The sequence below is a fragment of the Homoserinimonas aerilata genome (assembly GCF_006716125.1).
In the GTDB taxonomy this organism is placed as follows: domain Bacteria; phylum Actinomycetota; class Actinomycetes; order Actinomycetales; family Microbacteriaceae; genus Homoserinimonas; species Homoserinimonas aerilata.
This window is the reverse complement of the sequence record NZ_VFOM01000001.1, coordinates 416,444-434,356: the sequence shown is the minus strand read 5'-3', so window position 1 is coordinate 434,356 and position 17,913 is coordinate 416,444. Positions and strand designations below refer to the sequence as shown.

The following is a 17,913-nucleotide window of genomic DNA, read 5'->3' as shown; positions in this document are numbered from 1 at the left end:
GCTTCGCGTGGGTCAGTTTCGTTCTGGACGGCTGTTCAGATAGCGGAGCACGGCGAGTACGCGCCGGTTTCCGCTGTCCTCGATGGGCAGTCCGAGCTTCTGGAAGATGGATGAGATGTGCTTCTCGACGGAGCCCTCCACGATGAAGAGCTCCTTCGCGATGGCGATGTTCGAGCGGCCCTCCGCCATGAGTTGCAGCACCCCGCGTTCCCGCGTGGTGAGGGCGTCGAGGTCGCTGCCGCGCCGCGAGCGGATCACGATCTGCGCGACCACCTCCGGGTCGAGAACGGTTCCGCCCTCCCCCACCTCGGCGACGGCGGCGAGGAACTCCTCGACGTCGGCGACCCTGTCCTTGAGCAGGTAGCCGAGGCCGTTCGAGTTGTCGGCGATGAGCTCGCCGGCGTAGCGCTCTTCCACATACTGCGAGAGCACCAGCACCGACACCTCCGGGTTCTGCGCCCTGATGAGCACGGCTGCCCGGATGCCCTCATCCGTGTATGTCGGCGGCATCCGCACGTCGACGACGGCGAGGTCGGGGCTGTGCTCGCTGACCGCCTTGAGCAGGTCTTCGGCGTTCTCGACGGCGGCGAGCACGGTGTGCCCGGCATCGTTGAGAAGGCGCTCCAGCCCCGCTTTGAGCAGCACGGAGTCTTCGGCGATTACGATGCGCATGGCACCTCCACGGTGATGTGAGTGGGCCCGCCAGTCGGGCTCTCGATGAGAAGTGTTCCGCCTGCGGCCCGCACGCGTTCGCGCATTCCTGCGAGCCCGCCCTGGCCGAGGCCTTCGCCTATGTGGGCGCCGCCGGTGCCGTTGTCGCGGACTGTCGCGACGAGCCGGCATCCGTCACCGCTGCCCGAGGACACCACTGTCACGGTGCACTCGGATGCCCCGGAATGCTTGGCAACATTGGTGAGCGCCTCCGAGACGGCGAAGTAGATGACCGCCTCGGCCTCCGCAGCCGCCGGCCCCGGCACGTCGACCGTGATCGTCGTGGGCACGGAGCAGCGGGATGCGACGGCCGAGAGGGCGGCGTCGAGGCCGCGGTCGGTGAGCACGGCCGGGTGGATGCCCCGGGCGAGCTGCCTGAGTTCCGTTATCGACGATTTCGTCTCGGTGTGAGCCTGCTCCAGGAGCGCGAATGCCGCATCCGGGTCGCTCGCGAACTTGGACTTCGCCATGCCCAGGGTGAGCGCGACAGACACCAGCTGCGGTTGCACCCCGTCGTGGAGGTTGCGCTCGATGCGCTGACGTTCGAGGCTGGCCGCGTCGACGGCGCCCTGCCGCGCATCCGAGAGGGTGTCGACCTTCTCGAGCAGTTGTGCGGTCGTGCCGCGCCCGAGCAGTTCGATCGAGAGCCGACGGTCGAGTATGCCGGCGAAGTAGATGTAGGCGACGAGCACGGGCAGACCGATGAGGAGTGCCAGCCATCCGAGGCCTGTGCCCCATTGCCTCAGCACGATGCCGCCCAGCAGGCTCCACAGCCCGACCATGACACTGCCGAGGATCATGCTCAGCAGGTGGTGAAGGATGGTGCGCCAGGTGACCGGGTCGATGAGATCGACGAACGTCTGGGCGACCCAGCGGAACGCCCCCGTGCTCTTGGTGCGGCGCCGAACGAGGGGCGTGATCTGCACCTGGTACAGCGCCATCGCCCTGTGGCGTTCGACCCAGCCGCTCAGACGGGTGAGCCCACCCGCGAGCACGAGCAGCAGCACGCCCACCCCGAAGACGGGAAGAGTGCCGATGCCGGTCGCCATGAGCGTCACGATCGTGACGAACCAGATCGTCGCCAGGATCGAGTCGAGCAGCAGGTCGATGGCCGAAGCCCATGCAAAACCTGCATGTCGGAGGAGAGGCTTTATGTTCACACGTTCACCGTACGGGCAGGGACGCCTCCGCGGTCATCCGGGCAGCAGACCGAAGCGATGGGGGTTAACCCCACCACCGGAGGCCGTCGACGTGTGAAGTGACGTCGTTACTGCGCGGCGACGACTCCTGCGAGCGCGTCGTGCAGCTCCTTCGCCTCGGCGTCGTTGACCGACACCACGAGGCGACCTCCGCCTTCGAGCGGGACGCGCACGATGATGAGACGACCCTCCTTAACAGCCTCCATTGGTCCGTCGCCGGTCCTCGGTTTCATGGCCGCCATGAGTGGTCCCCTTTCGTGGATGTACACCCATTATCTCGTACTCGGGGCGATCCGAAAAATCTGAGAATCCTTGCCACAACCCCGGATGCCTGCTATGAGCCGGCGAGCCAGGCTCTCAGTCCCCGTTCGCAGGAGACGATCTGTGACAGCTCCACGCGCTCGTCGTCGGCGTGGGCCTTGAGCGGATCGCCCGGCCCGTAGTTGACGGCGGGAACGCCGAGCGCAGAGAAGCGGGCGACATCCGTCCAGCCGTACTTGGGCGCGGCCTCGCCGCCGACCGCGGCGAGGAATCCGGCCGAGAGCGGCGAGTCGAGTCCCGGCCTGGCACCCTCGGCGCTGTCGACGACCACCAGCTCGAGACCGTCGAACAGTTCGCGCAGGTGCTGTTCGGCCTCGGCCGCGCTGCGGCTGGGCGCGAAACGGTAGTTGACCTCGATGACGCACTCGTCGGGGATCACATTGCCGGCGATGCCGCCCGAGATGCGCACGGCGTTGAGGCCCTCCCGGTAGACGAGGCCCTCGACCTCGACCTCGCGGGGCACATAGGCCGCGAGCGTCGCCAGAACGGTGCCGGCATCGTGGATGGCGTTGTGGCCGACCCAGGCTCTGGCCGAATGCGCCCGCAGGCCCCTCGTGCGGATCTCCGCGCGCATCGTGCCGTTGCAGCCGCCCTCGACCTCGGCCCGCGTGGGCTCGCCGAGGATGGCGAAGTCGCCGACGATGAGCTCCGGATGATTGCGGGCGAGACGACCGAGCCCGTTCAGGTCGCTCGACACCTCCTCGTTGTCGTACCAGATCCAGGTCACGTCGACGGGTGGTTCCGTGAGCTCGACCGCGAGCTTCAGCTGCACCGCGACGCCGGCCTTCATGTCGACGGTGCCGCGCCCCCACAGGTAGTCGATGCCGTCGATCGTCTCGAAGCGGGTCGGCAGGTTGTCGTTCAGCGGAACGGTGTCGATGTGCCCGGCGATGATGACGCGCTTCTCGCGACCCAGGCGCGTACGGGCGACGACGGTGTCGCCGTCACGTTCGACCTCGAGATGTGCACAGGCGCGCATGGCCGCTTCTATGGCATCCGCCACTGCCTTCTCGTTGCCCGAGACGGATTCGATGTCGCACAGCTGGCGGGTTATCGAGATCGAGTCGGCGGAGAGGTCGAGCACGGGAACTGCTGTCGGATCCGGGAGCATCGTTCCAGCATATGGGGCCGACGGATGCCCCCGCCCGGCCCGGTAATCTTGAGCACATGACGACACCAGCCTGGGGATACGGACTCGCCACGATCAGCGCCGACGGGACCGTGCTCGACACGTGGTTCCGCGCGCCCGAGCTGGGCGCTCGCCCCGCCCACATCGACCCCCACATCGCGCCCACCGAATTCGAGGAGCTCACGGGCGAAGACGAGCGCCGGGCCGTGCGGCTCGAATTCGTCACCGTCGAGATCGACCTCGACGCCGCGCCGGCCTCGACATCGGATGCCTACCTGCGCCTCCACCTGCTCAGCCACCTTCTCGTCGCACCCAACAGCATCAACCTCGACGGCATCTTCGGCCAGCTGCCGAACGTCGTGTGGACGAACGCGGGCCCCGTGCATCCGGACGACTTCGAGCGTCTCCGCCCCCTGCTGCAGCGCCACGGAATCGCCGCCCACAGCATCGACAAGTTCCCGCGCCTGCTCGACTACGTCTCCCCCGTCGGCGTGCGCATCGGCGACGCCTCCCGGGTGCGCCTGGGCGCCCACCTCTCCCCCGGCACGACCGTCATGCACGAGGGCTTCGTCAACTTCAACGCAGGAACCCTCGGCACCTCCATGGTCGAGGGGCGCATCTCGCAGGGAGTCGTCGTCGGCGACGGCAGCGACATCGGCGGCGGCGCATCCATCATGGGCACCCTCAGCGGCGGCGGCACGCAGCGCATCACGGTCGGCGCACGCGCACTGTTGGGCGCCAACTCCGGCATCGGCATCTCGATCGGCGACGACAGCGTCGTCGAGGCGGGGCTCTATGTGACCGCCGGCACGAAGCTCGTGGTCGTGGACGGCTCCGGGGAGGCGCGCACGACCAAGGCTGGGGCCCTCTCGGGTGTTCCCAATCTGCTGTTCCGCCGCAACTCCATGAGCGGGGCCGTCGAGGTGCTGCCCCGCAGCGGCTCCGGCATCCAGCTCAACGCGGCATTGCACGCCTGAGGCCGGGCGGCCCCGCAGAAAATGTAGAAGGGTGGCACCCCGCGACCCGAACGCGGGGTGCCACCTTCTTCAGCGCGCTCGGCCGCGGGGGGGGCTGGGCCGGGAGCGCACTCCGCGGTGACGGCGGAGGTCAGGCGCGTCGACGAGTCGACGCGAACACGGTGAGTCCTATGGCGATTGCCAGGACGAGGGCTATCAGCGACCACAGCAGCCAGCCCGGCATGAGCTGCGAGGAGTCTCCTTCCGGTGCGGTTGTCACGGCGTTGCCCTCAGCTGCTGCGGCAGGCGGCACCGCAGACTCGGTGGGCGTGGCGACGGAGATCGCCGCGACCTGATCGGTTCCGGATGTCTGCCCCACCATCACGAGGTGGTGGTCGCCAGCCCCGAGGGCCGAGAGGTCGGCTCCCGTGATCTGCAGCACACCGTCGATGACGGGGAATGTTCCGATGAACACCGGGGACGAGTACGCCCACACGTCGACCCACTGGTCTCCGCTGGCATCCGACCATGGCACGCTCGCCGTGAAGGCCTTGTCGTTCAGGAAGGCACCATCCGACTCGGGTTCGCTGCCCGCCGCGAAGGTGAACACCTGAGCTGCCGGCGGCGGGGTGGCCCCGCCGTTCGCTGCGGCGTAACGCTCCAGAAGGTCCACCGTCGTCGCGCCGATCTCGGTGAGCACCGTCTGCTCCGTCGTCTGGGCGGGTGGCGGCGTGTCGACCGTCACAGGGGGGACGACGGCTTCCACGACCGGCAGCACGGGCGACGGCGTGACCGGCGGAGTCGGGGTGGGTGTGGGAGTCGGGGCCGGAGTGGGCTGGATCACAGGCGGCGTGACCGGAGGCACCACTGGCGGGATGACCACCGGGGGCGGGCCTGACCTGCGGACTCCGAGCTCAAAGGTGTCGCTGTAGCTCGCACCGGCGATCGTGAGGGTCGCCACGAAGCGCACCGTGTTGTTGCCGATCGCCAGGGCGTTCGCGCCCGTGACCGTCACCGTCACCCCTGCGGGGTTGACGAGCTGGTACGAGGTGGCGACGCTCGTGACCGTGTTGGCGACGTCGTTGCTCGTCACACTTGCGGAGGCGATCTTCGGGGTGAGGTATCCGGTGGTGTTCACCGCGCCCGCGGTCTTGCCCGCAGATCCGGCCTTGTCGTTCCACCAGTTGCCCGTCGCGGCGAATGCGGGGGTGGCCAGGTTGCGCACCGAGATTCCGGTGCCCGTGAAGCTGTTGCCTGTCGCCGACGAGGCGCCGCTCATGCCCTGCCGCGCATCGGCATCCGCGTCGATCAGGATGGCGTCCCCGGCACCCGAGAAGACGTTGCCGGTGATGACCGCACCGCGCGCGTCGTGCGTTGAGCTGGCAACCAGACGGATGCCCGCCTCTGCCGCCGAGGCGACGGCGAATGTGTTGCCGCTGATGACGGCATCCGAACCGTAGATTCCGAGCGCGCGCCCGGTGAACTCGGAGAAGGAGTTACCGGTGACCGTCGTCTTCGTCGCCGCCGACGACACACCGTTGAGGACCCCGCGGAAGGTGTTCCCGGTGACCGCCATGCCCGTCGTGGCCGTGTCGATGGCCGAACGGTCGAGCACGATGCCGCGGGTGACACCGGCGAAGAGGTTGCCGTGCACCGTCGCGCCGGATGCCCCGATGTACTCACTGATGCCATGCGTGCCCGCTGTGAAGCGGCTGTTCAGAATCTTCACCGAACTGCTCGTGCCCATCAGCTGCACGTTCTGCCCTCCGGCGTTCGCGAACTCGAGGCCGTCGAACGTGACTCCTGCCGACGTGACCCTGACGATGGCCGCCAGCACCGACTCACCGCTCGATGCGGCCGAACTGCGCGGCCCCGTTGCGGCGGCGACTCCGGCCTTCGCACCCTTCAGGGTGACATTCGGAACCGACACCGTCACGGTCGTGCCCGTCGCCACAGCACCGGCGGGCAGGGTTATCGTGCCGCCTGCCGCGATCTCGGCCAGAGCATCCGCCAGCGTTGTATACCCGCCGGAGCCCACCGTGATCGCTGTCGGCGCGGTGACCGTGAGGGTCGAGGCGTCAGAGACGGATCCGGCGTAGTCGCCCGGTTCTGTCGGCGCGAAGGTGGCCGTCACGGAGTAGTCGCCGGGGGCATCCGCGAATGTCGCCGAGAGGCTGGCCTGCCCGGCCGCGACCGCGCTCGTGCCGAGCTCGACCCCACCGCGGCGGAATGTCACAGTGCCTGCGGCCGCGGGGCTCACCGTCGCGACGAGGTTCGCCGAACTGCGCCGCACCACCGAAGACGAGGAGAGGTTCACCGTCGTCGTGGTCGAGATCAGCGGAACGACGTCGACCGCGCCCTCGAAGTCCGCGGCGACGACCTGGCGGCCCTCGATCGTCGAGGCCCTGTCGATCTTGATGTCGCTCATCGTCATCGCGAACAGGTTCCAGGAGTTGCTGCCGAAGACGACCGTGCCCACCGAGACGAAATCGCCGCTCGTGCCCGTGACCGCGGGCTCGTCGGCGTTGTCTCCGAACTGGATGCCGACACGGTTGCCGGTGACCGTCGTCGTACCGGCGAACTGAACGCCCGTCATGGCCGCATCGAGGGTGCCCGCGTTGTTGCGCGTGTAGAGGGCGATGCCGGCCCAACCGTTGCCGCTGGCGGTCACATTCTGGAGCGTGACATCCTGGGTCGTCGCCGCAGAGTCGACGGCCGACCAGTCTCCGGTCAGGGCGACACCGTTCTTCTTGTGCCCTTCGGCGGTGACATGGTCGAGCGTCACACGCTGGGCACTGTTGATGTCGATTCCGGTCGCGGCCGTCGCATTGCCCGCATCCGCCCGCACCGTCAGGGTGCTCAACGTCACATCGGTGACGCCGTAGATGTCGATGATCTTGTTCGCACCGCCGCTCGCGCGCTGCTGGATGATCGTTCCCGGCTCGCCCTGAAGCGTCACAGGCTTACGAATGCTCAGACTCTCTACATAGACACCGGCGGGGATCGTCACAACCCCGCCCGGTGCGATGGCCGTGAGCGCAGCCGCGATCGTCGTGTACCCGCCCGCGCCGACCGTGATCGCTCGCGGGGGCACAACGACGGTGCCGGATGCTGCGGATGCAGCGGATGTTCCGACCGCGTTGACAGCCTGAACGGTCGCGTAGAGGGTGCCGGATGGGTCACCCGTGAAAATGTGCGAAGTGGTCGCCGCGTCGACGGTCGCGCTGTCGACAAGAACGTCGCCCGCGGAGTCGTAGAGGTTGACCTGGTATCCGGTGACCGCTGAGCCTCCGTCCGAGGTCGGCGCCGACCAGCTCGCCGTGAAGTTGCGGCCGTCACTGAGCGAGGCCGTGCCGATCGTCGGGGCGGCGGGGCTCGTCGCGAATGAATAGACGGTGCCGCCGAAAGTCACATCACGCACCCAGCCCGTCACCGGTCCTGCAGTGCCGGACCCCGTGCCGATAACGAATGCGGTGACCTGGTACGACTCGATCTGGTCGAGATACTGCGAGAACGTACCGCTACCGGAGAAGCTCCCAGCTTTGCCCCAGATGCCGATGCGCTTGTTCGTACGCCAGCCGCCTGTCCCGGTGCCGCTGTCGACAGCCGTATCTGCGGCGAGGTCGACGGTCGTCCATGAGCCGACGCTCGTGTTCAGCGGCTCCCACTTGATCGAGGTGTAGCACCAGTCCGCGGGCACATCTGTGAATCCCCAGCGGTTGGCCGAGTCGCAATAGGTCTCGCCGGGTGACGACGCGTCGTCAGGGTTCGGACCGTAGGCGGGGTCGACAGGCTTGAACACCATCTCGATCTGGAAGTTCACGTTCGTGCCCGCGTAGGTGTAGCTGGCGCCGGAGCGCAGCGGCGCAACATCGGTTGGGCGAGCACCGGCGGGATAGTTGTTGTAGACGTAGGCCTTGGAACTCGTGTCTGCGATGTGAAGTCCCAGCGCCGGCGCGCCGCCGGGGCCACCCGTCCCCACAGAGAGGCTGCCACTCATCGAGGAGTCGTAGTCGGCCCACCATCCCGCGCTGCCCGTTCGGCCGGTCGATGCAAGATCAGCGGCGGTGACGGTCACCCCGGGGGATGCGCTGGCCGGAGCGGCTACGAGCGCGCTGGCGACGACTGCCAGGGCGGCACCCAAAGCTGCCAATCTGAGGAACACTTGGGGAGACTTGGCCGGGGGGATTTGCTTCCCCGGGGCCACGTCCCGCGAGCGCCGAACAGTTGACTCAGCATTCCCGAACAGCATGGTCTGGACCTCCCGCTGCACCGATATATTGCAAGACGCTGGACCACGCCGTGTTCCCATATCGGGGTACGGCCACTATCACCCGGACCGCAAGAAACACCAAGAAGAAACCACGAAATTGCCCCACAACTGGGGGCAGAAAGAACGCAGAAGGGTTACAGGGAACCCCAAGGTTCTGCTAACGGGCGGAGGGCCACTCTCGGGCCGGCTCACCAATGTACAGCTGCTGTGGGCGGCCGATCTTCGTCTTCGGGTCGTCGTTCATCTCACGCCAATGTGCGATCCACCCCGGCAGACGGCCGATCGCGAACAGCACCGTGAACATCCGCGTGGGGAAGCCCATGGCCTTGTAGATGACCCCCGTGTAGAAGTCGACATTGGGGTACAGTTTGCGTTCGATGAAATAGTCATCGGCGAGCGCCACAGACTCCAGTTCCATCGCGATGTCGAGCAGATCGTCCTTCACGCCGAGCGAGTCGAGCACCTCGTGAGCGCTCTCCTTCACGAGCCGTGCGCGGGGGTCGAAATTCTTGTAGACGCGGTGCCCGAAGCCCATCAGGCGCACCCCGTCTTCCTTGTTCTTGACCCGTTCGACATACTTCTCCACGCCCTCGCCCGAGCGCTTGATCTCACCCAGCATCTTGAGCACGGCCTCGTTGGCACCCCCGTGCAGCGGCCCGTAGAGCGCATTGATGCCCGCGGAAATGGAGGCGAAGATGTTCGCCTCCGTCGACCCCACCAGGCGCACCGTCGACGTGGAGGCGTTCTGCTCGTGGTCTTCGTGCAGGATCAGCAGGCGGTCGAGCGCCTTGCTGACGACAGGGTTGACCTCGTACTCCTCGGCCATGTTGCCGAAGTTCATCTTGAGGAAGTTGTCGACGAAGCTCAGGCTGTTGTCGGGATAGAGGAACGCCTGGCCGAGGCTCTTCTTGTGCGCATAGGCGGCGATCGTCGGAAGCTTCGCGAGCAGACGGATCGTCGAGATCTCGACCTGCTCAGGGTCGTGCACGTCGAGCGAGTCCTCGTAGTACGTCGACAGCGCAGACACCGCACTCGACAGCACCGACATGGGGTGCGCATCCTTCGGCAGCGCCGAGAAGAAGCTGCGCAGGTCTTCATGCAGAAGCGTGTGGCGGCGGATCTTCTCCTCGAACTCTCCCAGCTGGTCAGCGGTGGGGAGACTGCCGTGGATCAACATCCAGGCGACCTCGAGATAGGTCGAGTTCTTGGCGACGTCCTCGATCGCATACCCGCGATAGCGCAGGATGCCCTCATCGCCATCGATGTACGTTATGGCGCTCTTCGTCGAGGCGGTGTTCACGAAGCCCTGGTCGAGCGTCGTATACCCCGTCTGCTTCGTCAGAGAGGAGATGTCGATGCTCTGCGCCCCATCCACACTCGGAAGGATCGGGAATTCGGCGGAGCCTCCGGGGTAATGGAGAGTGGCCTTCTCGGCGTTGATGTTGGCAGCGTCGTTCACACATACAGCCTAGAGGGCACCGGGCGCTTGGGGCGCAACCGATAAGGGAAGCGCTCCACGTTTGGTGCTTCCCTATAAAAACCGCTACTGCGCTGCCGTCACCTGCGGAGGAAGCGCGGCGACGAGCGGGTGGTCCTTGTGGATGACGCCCACCTTGGCGGCGCCACCCGGCGATCCGATGTCGTCGAAGAACTCGACATTGGCCTTGTAGTAGTCGGCCCACACCTCGGGGGTGTCGTCCTCGTAGTAGATCGCCTCGACGGGGCACACCGGTTCGCATGCGCCGCAGTCGACGCATTCATCGGGGTGGATGTAGAGCATCCGGTCGCCCTCATAGATACAGTCGACCGGGCATTCATCGACGCAGGCACGATCCTTGACGTCGACGCACGGGAGGGCGATGACATAGGTCACGGCGGCGATCCTTTCGGCGAAGTGCTGGAATCCAATCCTACCGCTCACCGGCGGGGCGAAGCCGGGGCCACGCCAACACGAGCAGGCTCACCACGACCGGCCCGTAGGCCCACACGTAACCGGCCTCATTTGCGGGGACCATCACGCTGCCGCCCGGCCCGCGCTGCGCGAGGACATAGGAGATGACGAGGATGCCGAGGGCCGCGCAGGCCGCAACGCCCCGATTGTCGAAGACGATGCGGATGCCCGCAAGCAGTGCCGCGACGACCGCCAGACCCACGATCACCCCGGCGGGCACGGCCACGCCGGCGAGCATCAGGGACTGCTGGTGGTGCACCGTCAGTAGCGCTCCGACTACCACGCCGATAACAGATGCGACAACACAGGAGGCCACGAGGGTCGCGATGCCCTGCTTCGCAACCGGCGCACGCCCGACCGTCACAGGTACGAAGCGGAACCGCTCGCTCACGGCGATAGTGCGCTCCGGGCCGCTCGACAGCGCGAAAGCAGTGCCATCGTCGCTCACCGTGACCTGCGTCGTGTGCGCCCGAAGTGCCGCACGCTTCTGCGGCAGGCGCTCCCCCACATCGACCACCACGTCGTCGATGTCGGGGTCGCCGCCCGGCTCGACGATCTCATAGAAGGGAAGCCCTGCGCGCGCCGCCGCGAGCCTGGCGGCCTCGGCCGCTCTGACATGATCCGGATGCCCGTACCCGCCGTGTGCGTCATAGCTGACGACGGCATCCGCACCCGCATCCTCGATGACGGCAAGGATGTCGTTGATGACCTCGTCGAGCGGCGCAGAACAGAGCGAACGGGCATCGACATCGGGAAGGGGCTTCGGCTTACCATCGTCACCCCACACCATTCCGGAGTCGAGGTAGCGCCGAGGCTCCCGCCTGATGTCCCGGGCACCGGCCGTGCCCAGAAAGCGCTGATCGGAGACCCCTAGCGCCTGCATGGCAGAAGCCAGCTCGGCCTCGCGGAGTTCGCTGAGGCGCTCCCCATCACCCTCGAGGTGCCGCAGTTCGGCGGGGATGACCTCACCCCGCTCGCCCCGGGTGCAGCTGAGCACCGTCACGCCCGAGCCCCGCGCCACGAGCTCGGCGATCGTGCCGCCTGTGGAGATCGTCTCGTCGTCGGGGTGGGCGTGCACGAACACAATGTGCTCGCCATGTACTTGCATTGCACCCCTTCTATTAGGTTAGGCTTACCTTCGCCTCCCGGAGATCGGTGTAGGACATCCGTAGCAAAGTCAGGCGAAACCGTGCTTGCAAACTATCTCATCGGCCTCCGTGAAGGCCTTGAAGCCGCGCTCATCGTCGGCGTTCTCGTTGCCTACGTAGTGAAGATCGACCGGCGCGACGTGCTGCCACGAATCTGGCTGGGCGTGGGCATCGCCGTGCTCGTCTCGCTCGGCCTCGGCGCCATACTCAGCTTCGGAGCCTACGGGCTCTCGTTCGAAGCCCAAGAGCTCATCGGTGGCACACTGTCGATCATCGCGACCGCCTTCGTCACCTGGATGATCTTCTGGATGCTCCGCACAGCCCACGGCATGAACCGGCGGCTACGCGGCGAGGTCGACACCCACCTCGACGGCGCCGGCTGGGGGCTTGTTCTGGTCGCATTCCTCGCCGTCGGCCGCGAAGGGATCGAGACAGCCCTGTTCATCTGGGCCGCGGTACAGGCGACCGGTGAGACCACCTACCCCGCCCTCGGGGCCGCCCTCGGCATCCTCACTGCGGTCATACTCGGCTGGCTCATCTACCGAGGGGTGGTCACCATCCACCTCGGCCGTTTCTTCACCGTCACAGGGGGCTTCCTCATCATCGTCGCGGCGGGCGTGCTCTCCTATGGTGTGCATGATCTGCAGGAGGCGGGCGTACTGCCCGGACTGCGCTCCCTCGCATTCGATGTCAGCGCCATCATCCCCCCAGACAGTTGGTACGGAACACTCCTCAAGGGCACCGTCAACTTCTCCCCTGCCACCACGTGGCTCGAGGCCGCCGTCTGGCTCGCCTATGTCATCCCCGTCTTCATCCTCTTCGTGGCCAGCGTCCGCCGGCACTCCGGGGGTGCCGCCCGCAGCCGAAAGCTGCAGGACGACGGCGCTCTGCTCGCCACGACCCCGTCGCCGCTCCGCTGACACGCCCCCGTCTCGACCATTCGACTGCCAACCCACCGCCGCCCATCCAGCATCAGGAAGCCCATGACGACCTTGACCTCATCTCACCCGCTCGCGCGCCCCCTTGCCATCCTGGGAGCAGGCTCCGCCGCTCTTCTTCTGCTGAGCGGATGCGTGGCGAATGACCCGACCGCACCGGGCGCGACCGCGATCACCGTCTCAAGCACCGCAGACGCCTGCGACGTCTCGACGGTCGAGGCCCCGAGTGGCAGTGTCGTGTTCACCGTGAAGAACGACGGCAACCAGGTCACCGAGTTCTATCTGCTCGCCGAAGACGGCCTCCGCATCGTCGGCGAGGTCGAGAACATCGGGCCCGGCATCAGCCGCGACCTCGTCGTGCAGGCCCGCCCCGGCAGCTACACGACCGTGTGCAAGCCCGGCATGATCGGCGACGGCGTCGGCGCCACCGCGTTCACCGTGACCGATTCTGGCGCGAGTTTCGCGGTTGCCGGGGATGCCGGCGAGCAGGTCGCCGCCGCAGCCGACAACTACAAGGCCTACGTGAAGGACCAGATCGAGTCGCTCGTGACCGGCACCGAGAACTTCGCCGAGGCCTACATCTCCGGAGACGACGACGCGGCGCGGGCCCTCTACGCGCCGACCCGCGTGCACTGGGAGCGTGTCGAGACCGTCGCCGAGTCGTTCGGCGATCTCGACCCGCGCATGGACCTGCGGGAGGCAGACCTGGAGGAGGGCCAGGAGTGGACCGGATGGCACGCCATGGAGAAGGACCTGTGGCCCGCCGATGCGGAGCCCGGCTTCGAGGCTTACGACCAGAACAGGCGAGAGGCCCTCGCCACCCAACTCGTCGATGACACCCACACCCTGTACGACAAGGTCCAGGACCTTGAGTTCACGCTCGACCAGCAGACCAACGGCGCCATCGGTCTACTCGACGAGGTCGCGTCAGGCAAGGTGACGGGCGAGGAGGAGTTCTGGTCGCACACGGATCTGTGGGACTTCCAGGCCAACATTGATGGCGCCCGCGTCGCATACGAGGGCGTACGCGACATCCTCGTCGCACGCGACTCCACGCTGGCCGATCGTCTCGACACGGAATTCGACGCACTCCAGTCGCTGCTCGACGTGCAGAAGGTCGCCGACGGTTTCTCTCTTTACACCGAGCTCACCCCTGATGAGATTCGTGCCTTCTCCGATCAGGTCAACGCCCTCGCCGAGCCTCTCTCGATGCTGACCGCATCCCTCGTCCTGTAGCGTCGGCCCATGCGCAATCACCCCTTGCACCGTGAGCACTGACGGCCCCGAAACGGTCGGCGGCATCTCCCGCCGCGGGCTCCTCGGCCTTGCCGGAGCGGCCGCAGCAGGAGCAGTCGTGGGCGGTGGGGCCACCTGGGCCGGCACCCGGATGCTCGAAGCGCAGCAGCAGGCGGGCGCCGCGTCCGTCCACCCGTTCCATGGTGAGCACCAGGCCGGCATCATCACCCCCGCGCAGGACCGCCTGCACTTCGCAGCCTTCGACGTCGCCGACATCACACGAAGCGAACTGGCCGAGCTGCTCGCCGACTGGACCTTCGCCGCCGCCCGCATGACCGCGGGGCTCGGAGCAGGCAGCTACGGGCCCACGTCAGGGCCCTACGACGCCCCACCCGACGACACCGGGGAGGCCCTCGACCTGCCCCCTGCCGGGCTCACCATCACCTTCGGCTTCGGCCCATCACTGTTCGACGACCGCTTCGGGCTCGGTGGGCGTCGACCCGACGCTCTCATCGATCTGCCACACTTCGCCGGAGACGCGCTCGTCGAGTCGATGACGGGCGGCGACCTCTGCGTTCAGGCCTGCAGCGACGACCCCCAGGTGGCCGTTCACGCCATCCGCAACCTCTCCCGCATGGCATTCGGCCGGGCGAGCCTGCGATGGTCCCAGCTCGGCTTCGGGCGCACCTCCTCCACGACGCGCGGACAGACCACACCGCGCAACCTCTTCGGCTTCAAGGACGGCACAGCCAACCCGCGCGCCGAAGACAGCACAACGGGCGCAGCAGTCTGGGCGGAGAAGGGTGACGGCCCTGCGTGGATGGCGGGCGGCTCATACATGGTGGCCCGCCGGATGCGCATGACGATCGAGACCTGGGACCGGGCTTCCCTGCGCGAGCAGGAGACCGTCTTCGGTCGCACCAAGGGCGAGGGCGCCCCGCTCAGCGGCGGCACCGAGTTCAGCGAGCCGGACTTCGCGCTCACCGGGCGCGGCGACAGCCCCCTGATCGCACCGGATTCGCATGTCGCCCTCGCGCATCCGTCGAACAACGGCGGAGTCGTCATGTTGCGCCGCGGCTACAACTTCGTCGATGGCAACGACGAACTGGGCCGCCTCAATGCGGGCCTCTTCTTCATCTGCTTCCAACGCGACCCGCGCACCCAGTTCGTTCCCGTGCAGCTCAGCCTGGCCAGAGACGACCGCATGAACGAATACGTGCGGCACGTCGGCTCGGGCATCTTCGCCGTGCCACCCGGCTGCCGTGAGGGCGAGTCCATCGGAGATGGGCTGTTCGGGCACTGAGCCCCGGCGTGAACGACGGAGGGGGCGTGGCCACCGGCCACACCCCCTCACACTGTTCGACTTCTCAGGCGTTGGCCGAGAAACGACGACGTGCGAACAACAGGCCCGCACCGCGCAGCAGCAGGATCGACGCGATCGTCACCGGCAGGGTGACGTCGGCGCCGGTCACCGGCAGGCCGAGGTGGATGCGGTCAGCACGGTACCGACAACGGGGTCGCCCGAGATGGTGACGGTCCCAGGCACCATGAGCGGAAAGAGGGTGACGGGTGCGAGCGTCACATTCTGGTCGACGATCACGGCGGGGACAGACACGGTGCAATAGCCCTCGAGGGCGAACTCGACGGTGTACCCACCGGCCGGGAAGCTGTTGCCCACACTGGTGAACTCGAATGTGCCGTCGGCAACGCTCGTGGTGCTGTAACGGCTTCCGCTCGACCCCGGCTCCGTGAAGCTGACAGATGCCTCCACGCCGTCCAGCGGAACGAAAGCGCCGGTTCCATCCGGTGTGTTGACGGTGCCGGCGATCACATATCGTTCACCGGCGGCTACGGCCGGTGCTGCGCCCACGAGTGCGAGCGCACTCATCATCGCCGCGCTGAGTCCGAGAGCGAGCACTCGGCCGATTCGTGCCTTAAGGGATTTTTCACGCGCTTACAACCTCGTTCGCATAGGGGCATTGTCTGATGACGAAGCAAGGCCAGCGTGACGGTGACCGTGGGCAACCGATGTCGAGAGTTCCTCCGCGGGAAAATATAAGTGCCCAGCTCGAGCCTCCGGCCGCCAAGAAGTGGCCGGGGACTCGAACTGGGGAGACTACGCGTTCTGCTTCTTGAGGCGCGAGGTCTTGCGGGCGCGCGCGTTGGCATCGAGCTCGACCTTGCGGATGCGCACGAACTCGGGCGTCACCTCGACACACTCGTCCTCGCGGGCGAACTCGAGGCACTCCTCGAGCGTCAGCTTGCGCGACGGCGTCATGCGCTCGAAGACGTCAGACGTCGACTGGCGCATGTTGGTGAGCTGCTTCTCCTTGGTGATGTTGACGTCCATGTCATCGGCGCGCGAGTTCTCGCCGACGACCATGCCCTCGTAGACCTCCTGCGTCGGCTCGACGAAGAACGACATGCGCTCCTGGAGAGCCGTCATCGCGAACGGGGTTGCGACACCGGCGCGGTCGGCGACGATGGAGCCGTTGACGCGGGTCGTGATCTCGCCGGCCCAGGGCTCGTAGCCGTGCGAGACGGCGTTGGCGATGCCCTCACCGCGGGTGGTGGTCATGAACTCGGAGCGGAAGCCGATGAGGCCGCGGGACGGGACGATGAACTCCATGCGAACCCAGCCGGTGCCGTGGTTCGCCATGGCCTCCATGCGGCCCTTGCGGGCGGCAAGCAGCTGGGTGATCGCGCCGAGGTGCTCATCGGGGCTGTCGATGGTGAGGTGCTCGAAGGGCTCGTGCACCTTGCCGTCGATCTGCTTGACGACCACCTGAGGCTTGCCGACGGTCAGCTCGAAACCCTCGCGACGCATCTGCTCGACGAGGATGGCGAGCGCGAGCTCTCCACGGCCCTGGACCTCCCACGCGTCGGGGCGGCCGATGTCGACGAGCTTGAGCGAGACGTTGCCGACAAGCTCACGGTCGAGACGGTCCTTGACCATGCGGGCGGTGAGCTTGTGGCCCTTGATCTTGCCGATGAGCGGCGAGGTGTTGGTGCCGATCGTCATCGAGATGGCGGGGTCGTCGACCGTGATGGTCGGCAGCGGGCGCACATCATCCGGGTCGGCGAGGGTCTCACCGATGAAGATGTCGGCGAATCCTGCGACGGCGACGATGTCACCGGGGCCGGCGCTCTCGGCCGGGTAGCGGTCGAGGGCCTTCGTGATCAGGAGCTCGGTCACACGCACATTCGAGACGGTGCCGTCCTTCTTGACCCAGGCGACCGTCTGGCCCTTCTTGATCGTGCCCTGGAAGACGCGCAGCAGCGCAAGGCGGCCGAGGAACGGCGAGGAGTCGAGGTTGGTGACCCAGGCCTGCAGCGGGTGCTCATCGTCGTACACGGGGGCGGGAACGTGCTTGAGGATGGCGTCGAACAGCGGCTCGAGGTCTTCGTTGTCGGGGAGCTCGCCGTTCGCGGGCTTGTTCCAGCTCGCGGCGCCGTTGCGTCCGGATGCGTAGACGACGGGAACGTTGAGGATCGCGTCGAGATCGAGGTCGGGGTGCTCGTCGGCCATGTCGCTCGCCAGACCCAGGAGGAGATCCTGCGACTCGCTGACGACCTCGTCGATGCGGGCATCCGGTCGGTCCGTCTTGTTGACGGCCAGGATTACGGGCAGATTCGCCTCGAGCGCCTTGCGCAGCACGAAACGGGTCTGCGGCAGCGGGCCCTCGCTGGAGTCGACGAGCAGAACGACGCCGTCGACCATGCTCAGGCCTCGCTCGACCTCACCACCGAAGTCGGCGTGGCCGGGGGTGTCGATGACATTGATGGTGACGGGGCCGTCGGTGGCGTGCTTGCCCTTGTACGAGATCGCCGTGTTCTTGGCGAGGATCGTGATGCCCTTCTCGCGCTCGAGCTCGTTCGAGTCCATCGCGCGCTCCTCGAGGTGCGCGTGGTCGGCGAAGGAGTTCGTCTGGCGCAGCATTGCGTCGACCAGGGTGGTCTTGCCGTGGTCGACGTGGGCGACGATCGCGACGTTTCGCAGGTCGGAGCGGGTGGCAATTGCCATAGAAGTAGTGTCCTCGAAGAGAGAGTT

General features: G+C 66.9%; 14 protein-coding genes. 4 read left to right on the top strand and 10 right to left on the bottom strand.

Annotated features, from left to right (window positions below; all coding sequences use genetic code 11):
• Positions 1–12: 12 nt before the first annotated feature.
• The 4 genes from FB562_RS02025 to dapE all read right to left on the bottom strand — a co-directional run bounded on the left by FB562_RS02025 (position 13) and on the right by dapE (position 3,342).
• Positions 13–672 carry a response regulator transcription factor gene (locus FB562_RS02025; protein WP_141879616.1) on the bottom strand — a complete coding sequence of 220 codons (660 nt, stop codon included), beginning with the start codon at positions 670–672 and terminating at the stop codon, positions 13–15.
• Complete coding sequence (locus tag FB562_RS02020; protein WP_141879615.1) at positions 660–1,871, bottom strand: sensor histidine kinase; 1,212 nt, start codon at positions 1,869–1,871, stop codon at positions 660–662. Before FB562_RS02020 ends, FB562_RS02025 begins: the two co-directional genes overlap by 13 nt.
• A gap of 107 nt (positions 1,872–1,978) precedes the next feature.
• Positions 1,979–2,152, bottom strand: coding sequence for a DUF3117 domain-containing protein (locus tag FB562_RS02015; protein WP_141879614.1), 174 nt, complete (start codon positions 2,150–2,152; stop codon positions 1,979–1,981).
• A gap of 92 nt (positions 2,153–2,244) precedes the next feature.
• Complete coding sequence (dapE, locus tag FB562_RS02010; protein ID WP_141879613.1) at positions 2,245–3,342, bottom strand: succinyl-diaminopimelate desuccinylase; 1,098 nt, start codon at positions 3,340–3,342, stop codon at positions 2,245–2,247.
• Between the two features lie 56 nt (positions 3,343–3,398).
• Between dapE and dapD the strand changes: the two genes are divergently transcribed.
• Positions 3,399–4,337: a 2,3,4,5-tetrahydropyridine-2,6-dicarboxylate N-succinyltransferase gene (gene dapD, locus FB562_RS02005; protein WP_141879612.1), complete on the top strand. Its 939-nt coding sequence runs from the start codon at positions 3,399–3,401 to the stop codon at positions 4,335–4,337.
• 130 nt (positions 4,338–4,467) lie between these two features.
• On the opposite strand, the gene FB562_RS02000 is transcribed toward dapD, so the two are convergent.
• The 4 genes from FB562_RS02000 to FB562_RS01985 form a co-directional block, all read right to left on the bottom strand.
• On the bottom strand, positions 4,468–8,481 hold the full coding sequence (locus tag FB562_RS02000; RefSeq protein ID WP_185740423.1) for a beta strand repeat-containing protein: 4,014 nt from the start codon (positions 8,479–8,481) through the stop codon (positions 4,468–4,470).
• Between the two features lie 265 nt (positions 8,482–8,746).
• A complete protein-coding gene (locus FB562_RS01995; protein ID WP_141879610.1) occupies positions 8,747–10,048 on the bottom strand; it encodes a citrate synthase in 1,302 nt (433 codons plus the stop codon).
• Between the two features lie 84 nt (positions 10,049–10,132).
• Positions 10,133–10,462 (bottom strand): ferredoxin, encoded by a 330-nt coding sequence (gene fdxA, locus FB562_RS01990; protein ID WP_141879609.1) that lies wholly within the window; start codon positions 10,460–10,462, stop codon positions 10,133–10,135.
• A 37-nt stretch (positions 10,463–10,499) separates the two neighbouring features.
• A complete protein-coding gene (locus tag FB562_RS01985) occupies positions 10,500–11,648 on the bottom strand; it encodes a PIG-L family deacetylase (protein ID WP_141879608.1) in 1,149 nt (382 codons plus the stop codon).
• 81 nt (positions 11,649–11,729) lie between these two features.
• On the opposite strand from FB562_RS01985, the gene efeU reads away from it, so the two are divergent.
• The 3 genes from efeU (at position 11,730) to efeB (ending at position 15,165) form a co-directional block, all read left to right on the top strand.
• Positions 11,730–12,608, top strand: coding sequence for an iron uptake transporter permease EfeU (gene efeU, locus FB562_RS01980; RefSeq protein ID WP_141879607.1), 879 nt, complete (start codon positions 11,730–11,732; stop codon positions 12,606–12,608).
• Between the two features lie 63 nt (positions 12,609–12,671).
• Positions 12,672–13,862, top strand: coding sequence for an iron uptake system protein EfeO (gene efeO, locus FB562_RS01975; protein WP_141879606.1), 1,191 nt, complete (start codon positions 12,672–12,674; stop codon positions 13,860–13,862).
• Between the two features lie 31 nt (positions 13,863–13,893).
• On the top strand, positions 13,894–15,165 hold the full coding sequence (gene efeB / locus FB562_RS01970; RefSeq protein ID WP_141879605.1) for an iron uptake transporter deferrochelatase/peroxidase subunit: 1,272 nt from the start codon (positions 13,894–13,896) through the stop codon (positions 15,163–15,165).
• A 165-nt stretch (positions 15,166–15,330) separates the two neighbouring features.
• Here efeB and FB562_RS01965 read toward each other — a convergent pair whose 3' ends face one another.
• Together FB562_RS01965 and typA are read right to left on the bottom strand one after the other, a co-directional pair.
• Entirely contained in the window at positions 15,331–15,780 is a 450-nt protein-coding gene (locus tag FB562_RS01965; protein ID WP_141879604.1) for a carboxypeptidase-like regulatory domain-containing protein, read from the bottom strand.
• 198 nt (positions 15,781–15,978) lie between these two features.
• Entirely contained in the window at positions 15,979–17,886 is a 1,908-nt protein-coding gene (typA, locus tag FB562_RS01960; RefSeq protein ID WP_141879603.1) for a translational GTPase TypA, read from the bottom strand.
• Positions 17,887–17,913 lie beyond the last annotated feature (27 nt).

What these genes read in the sequence shown, in the direction of transcription:
- FB562_RS02025 (WP_141879616.1), bottom strand. Translation starts at nt 672, where the DNA reads ATGCGCATCGTAATCGCCGAAGACTCCGTGCTGCTCAAAGCGGGGCTG.
- FB562_RS02015 (WP_141879614.1), bottom strand. Translation starts at nt 2,152, where the DNA reads ATGGCGGCCATGAAACCGAGGACCGGCGACGGACCAATGGAGGCTGTT.
- dapE (WP_141879613.1), bottom strand. Translation starts at nt 3,342, where the DNA reads ATGCTCCCGGATCCGACAGCAGTTCCCGTGCTCGACCTCTCCGCCGAC.
- dapD (WP_141879612.1), top strand. Translation starts at nt 3,399, where the DNA reads ATGACGACACCAGCCTGGGGATACGGACTCGCCACGATCAGCGCCGAC.
- FB562_RS01985 (WP_141879608.1), bottom strand. Translation starts at nt 11,648, where the DNA reads ATGCAAGTACATGGCGAGCACATTGTGTTCGTGCACGCCCACCCCGAC.
- efeO (WP_141879606.1), top strand. Translation starts at nt 12,672, where the DNA reads ATGACGACCTTGACCTCATCTCACCCGCTCGCGCGCCCCCTTGCCATC.
- typA (WP_141879603.1), bottom strand. Translation starts at nt 17,886, where the DNA reads ATGGCAATTGCCACCCGCTCCGACCTGCGAAACGTCGCGATCGTCGCC.